This is a genomic window from Streptosporangium sp. NPDC048047 (genome assembly GCF_040653115.1).
GTDB lineage: Bacteria > Actinomycetota > Actinomycetes > Streptosporangiales > Streptosporangiaceae > Streptosporangium.
In genome coordinates, this window is the sequence record NZ_JBEZNH010000093.1 from 1 (window position 1) to 16914 (window position 16914).

13 protein-coding genes are annotated in these 16914 nt (G+C 72.8%); 5 read left to right on the forward strand and 8 right to left on the reverse strand.

Annotation, left to right across the window (positions count from 1 at the left end; all coding sequences use genetic code 11):
- Positions 1–108: 108 nt before the first annotated feature.
- From AB0D67_RS37700 to AB0D67_RS37710, 3 genes are all read right to left on the reverse strand, one after another.
- Positions 109–2787, reverse strand: a complete 2679-nt coding sequence (locus AB0D67_RS37700; RefSeq protein ID WP_362946811.1) for a polynucleotide kinase-phosphatase — start codon at positions 2785–2787, stop codon at positions 109–111.
- 5 nt (positions 2788–2792) lie between these two features.
- A complete protein-coding gene (locus tag AB0D67_RS37705) occupies positions 2793–4457 on the reverse strand; it encodes a 3' terminal RNA ribose 2'-O-methyltransferase Hen1 (protein ID WP_362946814.1) in 1665 nt (554 codons plus the stop codon).
- Between the two features lie 174 nt (positions 4458–4631).
- A complete protein-coding gene (locus AB0D67_RS37710) occupies positions 4632–5555 on the reverse strand; it encodes an LLM class F420-dependent oxidoreductase (RefSeq protein WP_362946816.1) in 924 nt (307 codons plus the stop codon).
- 148 nt (positions 5556–5703) lie between these two features.
- On the opposite strand from AB0D67_RS37710, the gene AB0D67_RS37715 reads away from it, so the two are divergent.
- Positions 5704–6873: a hypothetical protein gene (locus AB0D67_RS37715; protein WP_362946818.1), complete on the forward strand. Its 1170-nt coding sequence runs from the start codon at positions 5704–5706 to the stop codon at positions 6871–6873.
- Between the two features lie 3 nt (positions 6874–6876).
- On the opposite strand, the gene AB0D67_RS37720 is transcribed toward AB0D67_RS37715, so the two are convergent.
- Positions 6877–7080: a hypothetical protein gene (locus tag AB0D67_RS37720; protein ID WP_362946820.1), complete on the reverse strand. Its 204-nt coding sequence runs from the start codon at positions 7078–7080 to the stop codon at positions 6877–6879.
- Positions 7077–8228 (reverse strand): inorganic phosphate transporter, encoded by a 1152-nt coding sequence (locus tag AB0D67_RS37725; protein ID WP_362946823.1) that lies wholly within the window; start codon positions 8226–8228, stop codon positions 7077–7079. Before AB0D67_RS37725 ends, AB0D67_RS37720 begins: the two co-directional genes overlap by 4 nt.
- 274 nt (positions 8229–8502) lie before the next feature.
- Between AB0D67_RS37725 and AB0D67_RS37730 the strand changes: the two genes are divergently transcribed.
- A complete protein-coding gene (locus AB0D67_RS37730) occupies positions 8503–9150 on the forward strand; it encodes a hypothetical protein (RefSeq protein WP_362946826.1) in 648 nt (215 codons plus the stop codon).
- Positions 9151–9622: 472 nt separating this feature from the next.
- Here the strand turns inward: AB0D67_RS37730 and AB0D67_RS37735 are convergent, their stop codons facing one another.
- From AB0D67_RS37735 to AB0D67_RS37745, 3 genes are all read right to left on the reverse strand, one after another.
- Positions 9623–11086 (reverse strand): ATP-binding protein, encoded by a 1464-nt coding sequence (locus AB0D67_RS37735; protein ID WP_362946828.1) that lies wholly within the window; start codon positions 11084–11086, stop codon positions 9623–9625.
- A 102-nt stretch (positions 11087–11188) separates the two neighbouring features.
- Positions 11189–12442: a class I SAM-dependent RNA methyltransferase gene (locus AB0D67_RS37740; RefSeq protein ID WP_362946831.1), complete on the reverse strand. Its 1254-nt coding sequence runs from the start codon at positions 12440–12442 to the stop codon at positions 11189–11191.
- A 72-nt stretch (positions 12443–12514) separates the two neighbouring features.
- Positions 12515–14575: an APC family permease gene (locus AB0D67_RS37745; RefSeq protein WP_362946833.1), complete on the reverse strand. Its 2061-nt coding sequence runs from the start codon at positions 14573–14575 to the stop codon at positions 12515–12517.
- Between the two features lie 112 nt (positions 14576–14687).
- On the opposite strand from AB0D67_RS37745, the gene AB0D67_RS37750 reads away from it, so the two are divergent.
- From AB0D67_RS37750 to AB0D67_RS37760, 3 genes are all read left to right on the forward strand, one after another.
- Complete coding sequence (locus tag AB0D67_RS37750; protein WP_362946835.1) at positions 14688–15353, forward strand: TrkA family potassium uptake protein; 666 nt, start codon at positions 14688–14690, stop codon at positions 15351–15353.
- Positions 15353–16024, forward strand: coding sequence for a TrkA family potassium uptake protein (locus tag AB0D67_RS37755; protein WP_362946837.1), 672 nt, complete (start codon positions 15353–15355; stop codon positions 16022–16024). Before AB0D67_RS37750 ends, AB0D67_RS37755 begins: the two co-directional genes overlap by 1 nt.
- A 371-nt stretch (positions 16025–16395) precedes the next feature.
- Positions 16396–16758 (forward strand): hypothetical protein, encoded by a 363-nt coding sequence (locus AB0D67_RS37760; protein WP_362946840.1) that lies wholly within the window; start codon positions 16396–16398, stop codon positions 16756–16758.
- The last annotated feature ends 156 nt before the right edge of the window (positions 16759–16914 follow it).

Sequence of the window (16914 nt, forward strand, 5' to 3'; positions counted from 1 at the left end):
CTGTTTTATTGTTTGTCCTTCTCCGTCCCGCGGGGCCCCCGGCCCCGCGGCACCGGGGGGGGCGGGGCCCGGCCGCGTCCGCCCGGCGCCGGGCGGACGCGGCCGGACCTACAGGCGCGGGTCCACCGGCTCCGACTCCAGCGCCAGCACCGCGAAGACCGGCTCGTGGACCCGCCAGAGCGGCTCGCCCTCGGCCAGCCGGGAGAGCGCCTCCAGCCCCAGGGCGTACTCGCGCAGGGCCAGCGAGCGCTTGCGGCCCAGGAAGCGGTGGCGCAGCTCCGCGAGGCTCTCGGTGTAGTCGGGGCCGTAGACGATCCGCAGGTACTCCCGGCCGCGCACCTTGATCCCGGGCTGCGTCCGGCTCCCCTCCGGAGCGTCCAGCGGCTTGACCACCATGCCCTCGCCGCCCGCGGCGGTCAGCTCCGACCACCAGGCGGTGGCCGCCTCCCGGGAGGAGTCCGAGGCGAGGTCGGCGAACACGTGCCGGGTGGGCGCGATCAGCGGGTCGGTGAGCCGCGAGAGCGTCTCCAGGTGCCAGATGTGCGGCTCCAGGGCGGTGACGCGGCCCTCACAGGCCAGGATCTGGAACGGCGCCAGCCGCAGGCCGTCCAGTCCGTCCACTTCCCAGCAGTATCGCGCATAGGCGTCCCGGAATCGGGCAGCGTTATCCAGGCGGCGACGGGTGCGGTCCAACAGATCGCCCACATCCAACCCGCGCCCGGCCGCCGCCTCCAGCGCGGCGACCGCCTCGGGCAGCGCGGCGCGTGCCGCGGCCCCCACCGACGCGTACTGACCGCGGATCAGCCCCTCGGCCTTCGCCGACCAGGGCAGCAGCTCGGCGTCGAGCACCAGCCAGTCGGTGCCCAGCTCGTCCATGAGCGGCTCGCACGCCCGCCGGAGCCGGTCCACCAGCCCGGCGGTGTCCTTGAAGAAGGACCGGCCGGTGCGGGTGTGCACGACCCCGGTGCTCCCGTCGGAGACCCCGAACCGCGCCGCGGCCACCTCGGCGTTCCTGGCGAGCACGGCGACCGCCCGCGACCCCATGTGCTTCTCCTGGCAGACGACGCGGGTGACCCCGGCCGCGGCGAACTCCGCGAACGCCTCCGCCGGGTGCTCCAGGCAGCCGTCCAGGGCGGAGGTCTCCGGCGGCGCCATCGTCGGCGGCAGGTAGACCAGCCAGCGCGGATCGACCGCGAACCGGCTCATGATCTCCAGCGCCGCGGCGGCGTTCTCCTCCCGGACCTTGATACGGCCTCCGCCGTGGCGCACCTCGACGTGCATGGGACCCCGGACGTCGGCGGCGGCGAGCGCGCCCCGGTCGCGGTGGCCGGCGTCGCGGTGGCCGGGGGCGACCAGCGGCCGGACCGGCTCGTACCACGTCTTCCCGGCCGGCACCGAGACGAGTTCCTTCTCGGGGTAGCGCAGCGCGGTGAGCCGGCCGCCGAACACGACCCCTGTGTCCAGGCAGATCGTGTTGTTGACCCACTCGGCCTCGGGGACGGGGGTGTGGCCGTAGACGACCATGGCCCGGCCCCGGTACTCCCGCGCCCACGGGTAGCGCACGGGCAGGCCGTACTCGTCGGTCTCGCCGGTGGTGTCCCCGTACAGCGCGAAGGAGCGCACCCGTCCCGAGGCGCGGCCGTGGTAGGCCTCCTTCAGCCCGGCGTGCGCGACGACGAGCCGGCCGCCGTCGAGCCGGTAGTGGCTGATCAGACCCTTCATGAAGTCCAGCGCGGCGGCGCGGAACTCCTCCGGCTCGGCCGCGAGCTGCTCCAGCGACTCCGCGAGGCCGTGGGCGACCCTGACCTTGCGGCCGTCGAGGGCACGGGCGAGCTTCTGCTCGTGGTTGCCCGACACGCACAGGGCCGTCCCGGCGGCGACCATGCCCATGACCAGCCGGAGCACGCCCGGCGTGTCCGGCCCGCGGTCGACCAGGTCGCCGAGGAAGACCGCCGTCCGCCCCTCGGGGTGGGTCGCCCCGGCGCCGTCGGGACGGATCTCCCAGCCGAGGTCGCGCAGCAGCGCCTCCAGCTCGGCGCGGCAGCCGTGCACGTCGCCGATGAGGTCGAACGGGCCGGTCAGCTCCCGCCGGTCGGTCCACGCCCGCTCGGTGACGATCGTGGCGGCCTCGATCTCCTCGGCCCCGCGCAGCACGTGGACCCGGCGGAACCCCTCGCGGGAGAGACCCCGCAGCGACCGGCGCAGGTCCTTGGCCTGCCGCCTGATCACGTGGGACCCGAAGTCCCGGTCGGGCCTGGTCTCGTTGCGCCCGGCGGCGACCGCCTCCGGCACGTCCAGGACGATCGCGTCGGCGAGCACGTCGTGGGCCTTGGCGAGCGCGATGAGACTTCCGCGCGCCTCCCGCTGGACGTTCGTGGCGTCCACGACCGTCAGCAGACCGCGCCGCAGGCGGGTGCCGACGATGTGGTGCAGCAGGTCGAAGGCGTCGGCGCTGGCGCCCTGGTCGTTCTCGTCGTCGGACACCAGGCCGCGGCAGAAGTCGGAGGAGATGACCTGGGTGGGTGCGAACCGGCGGCGGGCGAAGGTTGACTTGCCGCTGCCGGAGATCCCGACGAGCACGACCAGCGACATCTCCGGCACTGCGATCTCGGTGCCTACGGCGCTCCCGGTGGTCCGGGTACTTTCGGTGGTCCGGGTACTTTCGGTGGTCCGGGTGCTTTCTGTGGTCTCCGTGGTCCCGGCCGTCCCGGTGGTCTCGATGGTCCGGGCGGCCTCCGCGGTCTCCGCGGCCTCGGTGGCCTCGGTGCTCTCTGTGGACTCGGCCATCCCGGTCACTCCCCTTCCCGCGCCGTCTCGTCCGCCCGTTCCGGCGGGCCCGCCGGATCCACCGGCGCCGTTCCCTCCGCGTGCGCCGCCCCGTCTCCCTCCGCGGCCCCGTCCATCCGGGTGAGCACCACCAGCTGGGTGGGCGGACCCACCTCGGGGTCGTCCTCACCGACCGGCCGGAACCCCGCCCGGTAGCCGTTGCGCTCGCCCACCGCCAGCGCCCACGCCCGGAACTCGTCGCGGGTCCACTCGAAGCGGTGGTCGGGGTGGCGCATGCCGTCGAGGAACTCGTAGCGGACGTTGTACTCGGCGTTCGGCGTCGTCACGATCACGTGCCGGGGACGGGCCGCGCCGAAGACCACGTGTTCCAGCGCGTCCAGCCGGGACGGGTCCACGTGCTCGACGACCTCCATGAGCACCGCCGCGTCGTATCCGGCGAACCGGTCGTCGGTGTAGGTCAGCGCCCCCTGGAACAGCTCCAGCCGCTCCCTGCGCCGCTCCGGCATCCGGTCGAGCCGGAGCCGCCTGGCGGCGACGGTCAGGGCCTGCGTCGAGACGTCCGTACCGGCGACCCTGGTGAAGGCGGGCCGCTCCAGCAGCGCGCCGACGAGCTGTCCCGACCCGCAGCCCAGGTCGACGACCGTACGGGTGCCCAGCTCCTCCAGCACGCCGATCACCGCCTCCCGGCGCAGGACGTTCAGCGGGCGCCGGGACGACGCGTCCGGTACGGCCTCCTCCCCGGACGCGCCGGACGTCTCCGGCACGCCGGCCCCGTCGCGTACGGCGGGCACGCCCGTGTCCGCCCCAGGTGCGGAGACAGGGGCGGTCCCGGCATCGGAGCCGGTGGGCCCCGCGAGGTCGGCGGGGGCGGCGGGGTCGCCGAGGTCACCGGGGTCCTCTTCGACGGGCGGCTCCAGCTCCTCCGCCACGTCGTCGCCCAGCTCGGCCAGGCGGGCGAAGGCCGCCCGCTCCAGCGACCGGCGGCGGCCCAGGTAGCGGCGGGTGATCAGGTTCCGGTCAGGGTGGGCCGCCAGCCAGGACTCCCCCGCCCGGATGAGCTTGTCGACCTCGTCGGAGGCGACCCAGTAGTGCTTCGAGTCGTCCAGCACCGGCAGCAGCACGTAGAGCTGGTTGAGGGCATCGGCCAGGCGCAGCTCGCCGCGCAGCGTCAGCCGGACGTAGCGGGAGTCGCCCCACCGGGGGAACCGCTCGTCCAGCGGCACGGCGCGCGCCTCGACCGTCCAGCCGAGCGGCTCGAAGAACCGGCGGGCCGCCTCCACCCCGCCCCGGCAGGGCAGGGCGGGCAGCGTGATCTCCAGCGGGAGCGGCCGGGCGGCCAGCTCGGGGCGGGCGGCGCAGCGTCCGGCGCGGGCGGTGCGGAACACGTCCCCCAGGGCCACGGCCAGCAGCGACGACGCCGCGTAGGGCCGGTCGTTGACGTACTGACCCAGGGCGTAGTCGGGCGTGGACCGGCCGCGCGAGCGGACCAGGCGGACCGGGTCGACGTCCAGCATGAGCGCGGCCGTGCAGCGCTCCTCGTCCGCCTCCGGGTAGAAGACGCGGGCCACGCCGTACGACTGGCCGAACTCCTGGACCCGGCCGGGGTGCTTGTGCAGCAGGAACCCGAGGTCCGTCGCGGGCCGGGCAGTGGTGGAGATCGTGATCAGCACCCGCGACAGTCTGCCTCATACCCGGCGATCCGGACCATGGATTAACCGGCCTCGGTCCCGGGCGGCCGGCCCCGCACGGCGGCCGTGCGGGGCCGGCCGCCCGGGGCGGGGCGGGGCGAAAGGTACGGGGCTCGGCGAAAGGTGCGGGGGCCGGGCAGGCGGGAGACGAGGCGGTCAGACCCGCGGGAGCACCTCGGCGGCGATGAGCTCCAGGTGGTCCAGGTCCGACAGGTCCATGACCTGCAGATAGAGATGCTCGGCGCCCAGCTCGGCGAACCTGCCGATCTTCTCGATCACCTCGGAGGGGGTGCCCGCCAGCCCGTTGGCGCGCAGTGCGGCGAGGTCGTGCCCGGCGGCCCGTGCCCGCCGCGCGACCTCGGCCTCATCGGCCCCGACCGCCACGGTCTGCGCGACCGACAACACGATCGACTCCCGGCCGGCGGCCTCGCACGCCTTCCTGACCCGGTCGAACGCCAGCTCGGTGTCATCGAGATCGTGGAACGGCAGGTTGTACTCGTCGGCGAACCGCGCGGCGAGCCGCGGGGTCCGCGTGGCGCCGAACCCGCCGATGATGATCGGCGGCCCCGGGCGCTGCGCCGGCTTGGGCAGGGCCGGGGAGTCGGCCAGCCGGTAGTGGGCGCCCTCGAAGGAGAAGGTCTCGCCGGGGGGCGTGGACCACAGCCCGGTGATGATCTCCAGCTGCTCCTCGAACCGGCCGAACCGCTCGCCGACCGGCGGGAACGGGATGCCGTAGGCGGTGTGCTCGGCGTCGAACCAGCCCGTCCCCAGCCCCAGCTCGACCCGGCCGCCGCTCATCTGGTCCACCTGGGCGACGCTGATCGCCAGCGGGCCGGGCAACCGGAAGGTGGCGGGGCTGACCAGGGTGCCGAGCCGGATCGTGGAGGTGTCCCGGGCCAGGCCCGCGAGGGTCACCCAGGCGTCGGTGGAGCCCGGCCCATGGTCGCCCTCGGTGATCCGCAGATAGTGGTCCGACCGGAAGAAGGCGTCGAACCCGAGCCGCTCCGCCGTCCGCGCGACCGTCAGCAGTTCCTCGTAGGTGGCGCCCTGCTGCGGTTCAGTGAAGATCCTCAACTTCATGTCCCCCATTATCCGGGCACACCGGACGGCATCCGCAGAAAGTCCGCCCCGCGCGGCGGGTCCTTGCTAGCGTTCGAGCTTTGAAAGCACCGGGTGGCGGACCCGGTGCGCAGAGCGACCATCGGGCGGCATCGAGGAGGGGGACCCCATGCCGGTCACGACAGACCGCTCCGCCGGCCGTGGCCCCGGCGGGCCGGTCGGGCCGGGCATCCTGCCCCGGCCGCTGACCGCGCTGGCGTCGGCCGCGCTCCTGGCCGGGACCGGCGTTGCGGTGTGGCTGCTGCCGTCCGGGCCGGTGAACCGGCCCTGGGCGGGCGGTCCCGGCCCGGACGGCCCGGCCCGCGGCGGGACCTCGTCCCGCCCGGTCCCCTCCGGCCCGCTCTCCTCCGGCTCGGACGAGCCGGGCTCTCCCCTCCTGAGACCCGGAGCGGCCCGGACGGAGCCGCCGACCGGCCGTCCGTCCGGCTTCGTGCCCTTCGCCGACGTCGCCCGCGGCCCGTCCCTCGCCCCGTACGGCATGACCGGGCGTGAGCGCGTCCGGTGGGTCGTCCTCGGTCACCTGGTGGCCACCGGCGACGGCTGCGCCACCGGATGGGCGGGCCTTCCCGGGCGGGCCGGCGGGATCGCCGCCCGCCTCGGCCCGCTGCGCGCGGTCGGCGGCGAGGTGGGCGTCGTCTTCGGCGGTCCCGCGGGCCGCGAGCCGGCCGCCGCCTGCGCCGACCCGGAGCGGCTCGCCGCCGCCTACCGCCGGGCGGTAGGCGCGCTCGGGGCCTCCTACGCCGCCTTCGAGCCATCCGACTCGTCCGGCTCTTCCGGCCTGAACGGCCCGGACGGCCCGGACGGCCCGGAGACCGTGCTGCGCCGCGCCCGGGCGATCGCGGTCCTCCAGCGCGAGGCGGCCGCGCGCGGCCGTCCCCTCACGGTGGGCTTCGCGCTGGAGGCCACCGTGGCGGGTCTGGCCCCGGGTGACCGGGCGATGCTCAGGTCCACCCGGCTGGCCGGGGTGGAGATCGGCGCCGTCGACCTCCTGGTCCCGCTCGACCGCGCCCCCACCGGGCGCGCCCGTCTCGGCGTGGTCGCCGCGGCGGTCCGGGCGGCCCAGCCGCAGGTCGCGCGGGCCCTCGGCCGTCCGGCCTCCTGGGACCGGATCGCCCTGTCGCCGGTCCTGACCGGCCCGCGGGGGCTCACCGCCGCCGAGACCCGCACGCTGACCGGCTTCACCGCCCGTAACGGCCTGGCCTGGCTGTCGGTCCGGGAGCCCGCCCCCGGCCCCGGCGGCGCCCGCCTCCTGGCCGGCGGCCCCGACCGGGCGAGGTGAGGCTCACTTCCTCAGCATCACGTACAGACCCAGGACGACGCCCCCGGCCACCAGCAGGAAGCACAGAGCGGCGCCGGCCCGCCCGGCCGGACGTCCGGTGGCCAGGCCCACCAGGGCGAGCGAGAAGACCGACACCAGCCCCGTGCCCGCCACCAGGGCGAACACGACGACCTTCCACAGGGTGTCCAGGCCGAGGTGGTCGTTCACGACACGGTCTCCGGGGTGCGGGCGGGGGTGATGCCGCCCCGCCAGTCGTCGTTGACATTGTCAGCGTGCACCGGGCGGCGCCGCGAGGCGGCGTAGAGCGCGCCGCCCAGCAGCAACGCGACGGCGAAGACGACCGCCACGCCGGTGGTGCCGCCGATCCGCGTGGCCGCGAACCACGACAGCGCGCCGACCACGGCCGCGGCGGGCAGGGTGACCAGCCAGGCGGCGAGCATCGTGCCCGCGAGGCCCCAGCGGACCTCGGCCAGCGGTTTGCCCAGTCCGGAGCCGATGACCGAGCCGGTGCACACATGCGTGGTCGACAGGGGGAAACCGAAGTGGGAGGAGACGAAGATGACGGCGGCCGAGGAGCCCTCGGCCGCGAACCCCTGCGGCGTCTCGATCTCGGTCAGGCCCTTGCCGAGGGTACGGATGACCCGCCAGCCGCCGAGATAGGTGCCGAGGGCGATCGCGACGGCGCACGCCGCGACGACCCAGAACGGTGTGGCCGCGTTCACGGCGAGGGTGCCGTTGGCGATCATCGCCAGGGTGATGACGCCCATGGTCTTCTGCGCGTCGTTGGTGCCGTGCGCGAGGGAGACCAGGGAGGCCGAGCCGATCTGGCCGTACCGGTACCAGCGTCCGCGCAGCTCTTCCGGCACGTTGCGGGTCAGCCTGTACACCAGGTAGGTGCCGACGGTGGCCACCAGGATCGCGGTCAGCGGGGCGAGCACCGCGGGGACGAGCACCTTCGACACGACCTCGGCAACCTTGATCGCCGAGGTGCCGGCCGCGATCAGGGTGGCACCGACCACGCCACCGATCAGGGCGTGCGAGGAGCTGGAGGGGATGCCGTAGTACCAGGTCAGGAGGTTCCAGGCGAACCCGCCGACCAGCCCGGCGAAGACCACGGTGAGGGTGATGGCACCGCTCTCGACGATACCGGTGGCGATCGTGGCGGCGACCTTCAGCGACAGGAAGGCGCCGACGAAGTTGAGGACGGCGGACAACGCCACCGCCGCTTTGGGCGGCAGCGCGCCGGTGGCGATCGAGGTCGCCATGGCGTTGGCGGTGTCGTGGAACCCGTTGGTGAAGTCGAATGACAGCGCCGTGGCGACGACGACGGCGAGGAGCACGGTATTGGCGTCCATGCACCGCCTCTGACCCTGAGGGCCCGTGCCAATCCGGCGCGGCGAAGAAATTCACCCGCCGTTCTCCGGGAGGCGGCGACGGGCGGCGGCGGCCTCGGCGATCGTCTCTGCAGCGGCCCGGAGGATCTTCTCGCGTGTTTCCCCGCCCCGCGCTCCTTCGTTCCTTCCAGCCCCCTCAGCCTATTAGCACGCCGTACTAGTACGGTGTGCTAGCGTCTTCACCAACACGCTGTACCAGTGATGTCGCGGCCGATGCGCGTAGGAGGAGCGGAGCATGATGTGGAAGCAGTGGGCGGCATCGAAGCGCCTCAAGCCGGGAGACGGCAGGGAACTGCAGCGGTTCCGCTGGTGGCAGCTCCCCCTGCGCTCCCTGTTCTGGCTACGGCTTCCCGATGCCGGCGGGCACGCCCGCCTGCACGCCGTCGACGTACGGCACTGGGCGCGGTTGGACGACAGCAAGATCCGTGCGCATCTGTTCCTGGACGGCAGGCACGTGGCCGAGTCGAAACTGCCCGCGGTCTTCCCTGTCGACGGGGGCGTCATCGAGGTGGCGATGAGCAACTACGGCATCAGGCGCTGCCACTACCGCCCCTCGGGCGGACAGCCGCGTCAGCTCACGCCCGACCCGGCCTCGGCGGAGGGGCGGCGGGCGCGCTTCGGCGCCCGCCATCCGGGACTGAGCCGGGCGATCAGCATCGGATCGGTGGTGCTGCTCGTCATCGGTGTGGGCCTGAACCTGTTGCAGCTCGCTGAACCCCTCTCTCACATTCCTCCCGTCATGCAACGGGTCGGAACGTTCGAATCACCGATACACCTGCCGATCTGGCTGAACCTCGTCCTGGGGGGCGGGGCCGTCCTGGCGAGCATGGAGCGCGCGCTCCGCCTGCGGTACTCCTCTCTGCTCGACGCGGCCGGTCACTGACCCCTCGAAGTCTCTGCTCGACGCGGCCGGTCACTGACCCCTCGAAGCGAGGAAGGCATGACCACGTCGGCCCTCTCCGGCCGGCCCCTTGCGCGGCCGGCATGGCCCGGCCGCATGGAATGACACGAGCACGGCGAAAGGAAGATCATCATGATTCGGTCGAGGCCAGGGCCCGCCGCCCGGTACGGGGCGGCGTTCGCCGCGACCCTCATGGTCCTGACCGGGTGCTCGCCTGGCGCCTCGGGGCCTCCCAGCACGTCCGCAGCGGGCGCGCCGGCCTCAGTCCCGTCCCCGGACCGGCTCACGTGGAGCACGTGCGGGAAGAACCTCGAATGCGCCACGATCAAGGTGCCGCAGGAATACAGGGATTCGGCCTGGCCATAGGCTTCGTCGGCGGTGAACCAGACGAAGGGGTGATCGCCGGGCAGCCGCGTCGGGCGGCCTCGCCGGGCGGGGCGGGCACGGTGACGGTTCAGTCCCCGCCGTACATGCGGTGCAGGTCGATGAGTTCGACATCGCCGCGCCGGTCGGCTTCCCGCCGGAGGTCGCCGGTGAAGCCGGAGCGGGCGAAAAGCAGCAGCTTGGGCGGTGACCCCACCCGGGTGCCGGGCAGCAGCTCTCGCAGATGTTCGAGCCGCTCCAACTGCGGCAGGCCGACGGGTGTGAGGGTCCCCTTGGCCTCGCCTATCGCGGTGATCCGCTCGGGCCCGAACGCCGGGGACTCCGCCACCACGAGGTCCAGCTCGTGCCCCCGCCGATGTTCCCGGCAGGAGATCTCGGTCGGACGCACCCAGGTCGCCCGGCCTCCCAGGCTCTCCGGCGCGGCGTGTTCGAAGCACCACTGACGGGCCAGCTCCTCGAAGTGCGGGCCGTAGATCTTCCCGGCGACGGTATCGGCGTTGTCCGCCCAGACGCGGTCCGCCCGGCCCACGACGAGCTCCGGCTCGTGCCGCTGGATCAGCAGCTGGTGCAGCCGTACCACGGGCTCGGCGACCCGGAAGACGCTGCGCTTCTCCCTGACGGCATCCTCGATCTGCTCCAGCAGGCCGATGCCCTGAAGCCCGGAGAGCAGGTGCGCCAGCGCGCTGCTCGGCCGTCCCAGGACCCCCGCGATCTCCGACCGCCGGTGGTGCCCGGCGCTCACGGCCGCCAGGACCGCCGCGTACGAGGTCGGGTCCGAGATCGACGGCTCCTCCCTCAACAGCAGCCCGCCTTCGCGGAACATCGCGGAGGCCGGATTCAGCAGCCGACGGGTCACCCATCGGTCGAAGCCCGCCAGGTTCTCCGGTCCCCCTCCCCCGCACATCTCCTTGTACGCCGGGGTTCCGCCCACCAGGGCGTGCAGCCGGAACGCCAGCTCGGGGTCCTCCGCACCCCAGAACCCGGCCGCCTCCCTGAACCGGAAGGGCCGCACGACCAGTTCCATGACGGCCCGCCCCCGCAGCGGGGCGCCTCCGCCCAGCAGCTGCGCCATGGTGGTCAGCGCGCTGCCGCACAGGATCAGCCTGGTGCGGGTGTGCTCCTTGGCGTGGCTCAGCGGGCTGAGTGCCTGCTGGAGATAGGAGGGCAGGGCGGGGGTCGCCGACACCAGGTAGGGGAACTCGTCGATCACCACCGGGACCGGGGCGTCCTCGCCGATCCGCAGCAGCTCGTCCAGTGCCTCCCGCCAATCGGCGAACAGCACCGGCCGCCGCAGTCCCCGGAAGGCCGCGTACGAGGCGCCCAGGTCCGCGAGGTTCTGCGCCTCGCTCTGCTGGGCCGCCCCGAACAGGAAGCCCCCCGCCCGGCGTGCCAGCAGCTCCAGCATCAGCGTCTTGCCCTGCCGGCGCCTGCCGTACACGAGCCCGAGCGACGCTCCGGGCTGAGCCGACGCCGTGAAGTCGTCCAGTTCACGCCACTCCGCGTCCCGCGCGAACAACCGCTCCGGCTTGAGCACCGGTGATCACCTCACAACTATGATAGTTGCAACTATCATAGTTTTCCCAACATCAGTGGAGGCGGAGGTCGCCGTCATCCGCCGGGCGGCCGGAGGCCCCGCTCAGCCGTGCTTTCCGGCGGGCTTGAGCAGGGCGACGCACTCCACGTGGTGGGTCATCGGGAAGGCGTCGAAGGCGCGCAGGTCCGCGAGGGTGTAGTGGTGGTCGGCGAACCAGGCGAGGTCGCGGGCGAGGGTGGCCGGGTCACAGGAGACGTAGACGACGCGGCTTGCCTCCAGGCCCGCCACGCGCTGGACGACGTCGCGGCCGAGGCCGGCCCGGGGCGGGTCGACGACGACGACGTCGGCGCTCTCGATGCCGAACCGGTCGAGGGCGTCCTCCACGCGACCCCGGGCGAACCGGGCCTGGGGCAGGTCGCGGAGGTTGCGCTGGGCGTCGCGCACGGCGGCGGCGTCGGACTCGACGCCGAACACGGCGCCGTCCTCGCCGACCGCCTCGGCGAGCGCGGCGGCGAAGAGACCGACCCCGCAGTAGAGGTCCAGGGCCGACTCCCCCGGTTGCGGGGCGGCGAACTCCATGACCGCGTCCCGCAGCGTGGCGGCGGCGCCGGGGTGGATCTGCCAGAATCCGCTGCCGGTGACCTGGAAGTCCCGGTCGCCGACCCGTTCGACGACGTGGCCGCGGCCGTGGACCGCGCGGGTGCGGCCCCTGCCCTCGTCGACGAGGACGGCGACGCTCCGGTCGAGGTCGGGCACGGCCACCGTACGGCGCGGCCGGGGGGTGATCACCACGGCCTGGTCGCCGGTGCCGGAGGCGATGACCTCCACCGCGGCGGCGTTGCGCCAGTTCATCACCTCGACGCCGACGTTCTCCACCTCGGGGTGGGCGATCAGGCAGAGGTCCACCGGCTGGACGTCGTGGGAGCGGTGGCGGCGCAGGCCCGGGACGCCGTCGCGGTCGACGGCGAACTGCACGCGGGTGCGCCAGCCGAGCCCGTCGGGGGCGCCGGGGACCTCCTCGACGACGCCCTTCCACTCGATCCCGGCCAGGCGGCGCAGCTGCTCGGCGACGACCTCGGTCTTGAGGAGGCGCTGGGCGTCGAGGGAGGCGTGCTGCCAGTCGCAGCCGCCGCACAGGCCGGGCCCGGCGAAGGGGCACGGCGGGGTCACCCGGTCGGGCGACGGCTGGAGGATCTCCACCGCGTCGGCGCGCAGGAACCGGGTGGTCTCCTCGGTCACCTCGGCCATGACGCGCTCGCCGGGCAGGGCATGGCGGACGAAGACCACCCGGCCGTCATGGCGGGCGACGCACCAGCCGCCGTGCGCGACGGGTCCCACCGTCAGTTCGATCGCCATGGTCCGTAAGCCCCCAAAGAATCCTTGTCGAGCCTCCCCGCGGTCCGGAGCGCATACGACGCATACGAAAGGTTATGCCTTGGCGTCCGGGCCGCGATCCATTCCCTGCGGCACGTTCCCCGACCAGGGACGGCGGACGGCCAGGGCGGCGGCCCGCTGGGCGCGGCGGTTCTTGAGACGGTCGGCGGAGTGCAGCTGCCAGGGCACGCTGGTGACCATCACGCCGGGCTGGAACAGCAGGCGCCCCTTGAGCCGCAGCGCGCTCTGGTTGTGCAGCAGGTGCTCCCACCAGTGACCGACCACGTACTCGGGGATGTAGACGGTCACCACGTCACGCGGCGAGCGGCGGCGCAGCGACTTGACGTACTCCAGGATCGGCCGGGTGATCTCGCGGTAGGGCGAGTCGAGGGTCTTCAGCGGTACGGCGATGCCCCGCCGCTCCCACTCCTCCTGCAGCGCCCTGGCGTCCTCGCCGTCCACGCCCACGGTGACGGCCTCCAGGGTGGAGGGCCGGGTGGCGCGAGCGTAGGAGAGGGCCCGCAGAGTCGGCTTGTGGATCTTGGAGACCAGGACGACGGCGTGGTTGCGCGCCGGCAGCATCGACTCGTCCACCTGCGTGTCCTCGGCGACGGCCAGCTCCTGCGAGACGTTGTCGTAGTGGCGGCGGATGGCCTTCATCATCAGGAACAGCACGGGCATGGCCACGCAGACGATCCAGGCGCCGTGGGTGAACTTGGTCAGCAGCACCACCACCAGCACCAGGCCGGTCATGATGCCGCCGAAGAAGTTGATCACCCGGGAGCGGCGCATCCGGGCGCGCGCCGGCGGGTCCTCCTCGGTCCGGAGGTGGCGGGTCCAGTGCCGCACCATGCCGGTCTGACTGAGGGTGAAGGAGACGAAGACGCCGACGATGTAGAGGTTGAGCAGGCGGCTGACGTCGGCCTGGAACCCCCACAGCAGCAGGCACGCCCCGGCCGCCAGGATGACGATGCCGTTGGAGAAGGCGAGCCGGTCGCCCCGGTTGTGCAGCTGGCGGGGCAGGAAGCGGTCCTGGGCCAGGATGGCGCCGAGCACCGGGAAGCCGTTGAAGGCGGTGTTGGCCGCCAGGAACAGGATCAGCGCGGTGACGGCGGCGATGACGACGAAGAACACCGACCCGTTGCCGAACACCGCCTCGGCGACCTGGGCGATGATCGGCGGCTGGTTGTAGCCGGGCCCGGCGGGCCGGCCGTCGATGAGCACGCTGGTCGCGGCGGTGGCGGGGTCGGCGAGCTTGACGCCGGAGGCCAGACCGAGCGTGATGATGCCGACGAACATGGTGATCGCGATCAGGCCCATCATCAGCAGCGTGGTCGCGGCGTTCTTGCTCTTGGGCTTGCGGAAGGCGGGCACGCCGTTGCTGATCGCCTCCACGCCGGTGAGGGCGGCGCAGCCGGAGGAGAACGCCCGCAGGATCAGGAACACCGCCGCCAGGCCCGCGAGGTCCGACTGCTCGCCGACGATCTGGTAGCCGGCCGTGGGCGCGCGCAGCTCGTCGCCGAGGACCAGCAGCCGGAAGCCGCCCCAGAAGACCAGGCCGATGACGGCGAACATGAAGGTGTAGGTGGGGACGGCGAAGGCCGCCCCGGACTCGCGGATGCCGCGGAGGTTGACGATCGTCAGCAGCACGACGATGAGGATCGCGATCTGCGGCTTGTGCTCGGCGACGTAGGGGATCGTCGCGCCCACGTAGTCGACGCCGTTGGCCACCGACACCGCGACGGTGAGGATGTAGTCGACCATGAGCGCGCTGGCCACGGTGAGGCCGGCGTTCTGCCCGAGGTTGACGGTGGCCACCTCGTAGTCGCCGCCGCCGCTGGGGTAGGCGTGCACGTTCTGCCGGTAGGAGGCGACGACCGTCAGCATCACCACGACCACCGCGGCGGCGACCCAGGGGGCGAACCCGTAGAAGGAGACGCCGGCGATCGACAGGATGACGAGGATCTCCTGGGGCGCGTAGGCGACCGAGGAGAGGGCGTCACTGGCGAAAACCGGCAGCGCGATACGCTTGGGGAGCAATTGCTCATGCAGCTGCGTACTGCGCAGCGCGCGCCCGATGAAAAGGCGCTTGACGAGGTCCGTCACCTTTGACACGTCTGCCGATGCTAGCCGCTGCCAAACCCCGCCGACACAGCACTCCCCCTCCGGGTCATACTGGCTGAGTACATTCGGAGCAAGATCCGCCTCAAACGACCGGCGGGGGAGCATGCATATCGTGATCATGGGGTGTGGGCGTGTCGGATCCACGCTGGCGCACATCCTGGAGGACAGCGGCCACTCGGTCGCCATCATCGACCGGGACCCCCAGGCGTTCCGCCGCCTGCGGGCGGGGTTCCGGGGCCGCCGGGTCACCGGCATCGGCTTCGACCGCGACGTGCTGGAGGAGGCCGGGATCGAGTCGGCCGGCGCCTACGTGGCGGTGAGCAGCGGCGACAACTCCAACATCATCTCCGCCCGGGTCGCCCGCGAGACATTCGGCGTGGACAACGTGGTGGCCCGGATCTACGACTCCCGGCGCGCCGAGGTCTACCAGCGGCTGGGCATCCCCACCGTGGCCACGGTCCGCTGGACCGCCGACCAGATCCTGCGGCGGGTGCTGCCCGAGGGCGCCGAGCCGCTGTGGCGCGACCCCACCGGGACCGTCGTGCTCGCCGAGGTGGCCTACCACCCGGGCTGGATCGGCACCAGGACCAGGGACCTGGAGGCGGAGGCGGGCACCCGTACGGCCTTCGTCAACCGGATGGGCGAGACCCTGCTGCCCAAGAACGACACCGTGCTGCAGGAGGGCGACATCCTGCACGTCATGGCGGCGGGGAACGACATGGACCGCATCAACAAGGTGCTGTCCGGGGCTCCGGAGGAGAGGCACTGATGCGCGTCACCATCGCCGGCGCCGGCGCCGTCGGCCGGTCCATCGCCGCCGAGCTCCTGGAGAACGGCCACGAGGTCCTGCTGGTCGACATCGACCCCAGGGCCATCAAGATCGACACGGTGCCGCGGGCGGAGTGGCTGCTCGCCGACGCCTGCGAGATCTCCTCGCTGGACGAGGCGGGCCTGGCCGACTGCCACGTGGTCGTCGCCGCCAGCGGCGACGACAAGGTCAACCTCGTCGTCTCCCTGCTGGCCAAGACCGAGTACGGCGTGCCCCGCGTGGTCGCCCGGATCAACCACCCCAAGAACGAGTGGCTGTTCAACGAGTCGTGGGGGGTGGACGTCGCCGTCTCGACCCCGCGGCTGCTGAGCGCGCTGGTGGAGGAGGCGGTGAGCGTGGGCGACCTGGTCCGGCTGATGACCTTCCGCCAGGGCCAGGCCAACCTGGTCGAGCTCACGCTGCCCGAGGACGCGCCGGTCGTCGGCCACCGGGCCGGGTCGGTGCCGTGGCCCACCGACACCGCGCTGGTGGCGATCCTGCGCGAGGGCCGGGTGCTGGTGCCCAGCGAGGACGACCCGCTGGAGGCGGGCGACGAGCTGATGTTCGTGGCCAACCAGGAGGTCGAGGAGGAACTGGCCCGCCTCCTGTCCCCACGCCCGGCAGCGGGCTGAGCCACACGGGCTCATGGCGACACTGCGTGCCATGAGCCCGCTCGGGGGCGCCGGTGTCTGGACTGAGGAGAGAGCGAGCGCAGCGAGCGAACGACGAGGGAAGACACCGGCTAAGAGCCCCCGAGCCGCGACACGCAGTGTCGCCATGAGCACAGTGTCGCCATGAGCCCGCGAGGGGGCGCCGGTGTCTGGACTGAGGAACGCAGGAGCGAAGCGACGGAGTGACGAGGGAAGACACCGGGTAAGAGCCCCCGAGCCGCGACGCGAAGCGTCGCCATGAGCACTTGGGGAAGAACTACAGAAGGGGAGACGTCGTCCGCGCTGGAACTCCCGCGTTCGAGTGCCGGATACTGGACGCCGAAGGGGGCATCATGAAGCGGATCATCGCAGTGGCGGCGCTGCTGGCGGGCACCGCGGCGACGCTTTCCGGCGCGGGCGCCGTGGCCGAGGCGAAACCCAGGACGCCGGTGAGCGAATCGCAGTACCAGATCCTCCTCGACCAGTGCGACTACGCGGGCACCGCGCGGCTCCGGTCCGACTGCCGGGCCCGGGTCAGGGACACCTACCGGATCGGGGCGGTGAACCCGAGCCTCGACTGCCGCACCTACTCCGGGGTCACCGTCTGCGGCGATCTCACGCTCACCGGGAAACAGTGCGAGTGCGTGGCGAACCTGGTGAAGGCCGGCCTCTCCTACCGGCGGGCCGAAGTGGAGTGTTACACCGCCGCCTCGTAGTCCCTGTGATCGCCGCCGCGGATCGGACGCCGTCCGGTCCGGGCAGCGCGCCCTGCCCGTGTCGTCGGCCGCGGGCGGACAGCCGGATGCCCCGCCTCCCGGGGGGACACTGTTGGCGAAGTAGATCAAAAAGCAGCGGCCCCATGATCACATCTG

Coding starts and splice junctions, on each gene's coding strand:
- AB0D67_RS37725 (WP_362946823.1), bottom strand. CDS start 8,228: ATGGACGCCAATACCGTGCTCCTCGCCGTCGTCGTCGCCACGGCGCTG.
- AB0D67_RS37760 (WP_362946840.1), top strand. CDS start 16,396: ATGAAGCGGATCATCGCAGTGGCGGCGCTGCTGGCGGGCACCGCGGCG.
- AB0D67_RS37755 (WP_362946837.1), top strand. CDS start 15,353: ATGCGCGTCACCATCGCCGGCGCCGGCGCCGTCGGCCGGTCCATCGCC.
- AB0D67_RS37740 (WP_362946831.1), bottom strand. CDS start 12,442: ATGGCGATCGAACTGACGGTGGGACCCGTCGCGCACGGCGGCTGGTGC.
- AB0D67_RS37710 (WP_362946816.1), bottom strand. CDS start 5,555: ATGAAGTTGAGGATCTTCACTGAACCGCAGCAGGGCGCCACCTACGAG.
- AB0D67_RS37750 (WP_362946835.1), top strand. CDS start 14,688: ATGCATATCGTGATCATGGGGTGTGGGCGTGTCGGATCCACGCTGGCG.
- AB0D67_RS37730 (WP_362946826.1), top strand. CDS start 8,503: ATGATGTGGAAGCAGTGGGCGGCATCGAAGCGCCTCAAGCCGGGAGAC.
- AB0D67_RS37700 (WP_362946811.1), bottom strand. CDS start 2,787: ATGGCCGAGTCCACAGAGAGCACCGAGGCCACCGAGGCCGCGGAGACC.
- AB0D67_RS37715 (WP_362946818.1), top strand. CDS start 5,704: ATGCCGGTCACGACAGACCGCTCCGCCGGCCGTGGCCCCGGCGGGCCG.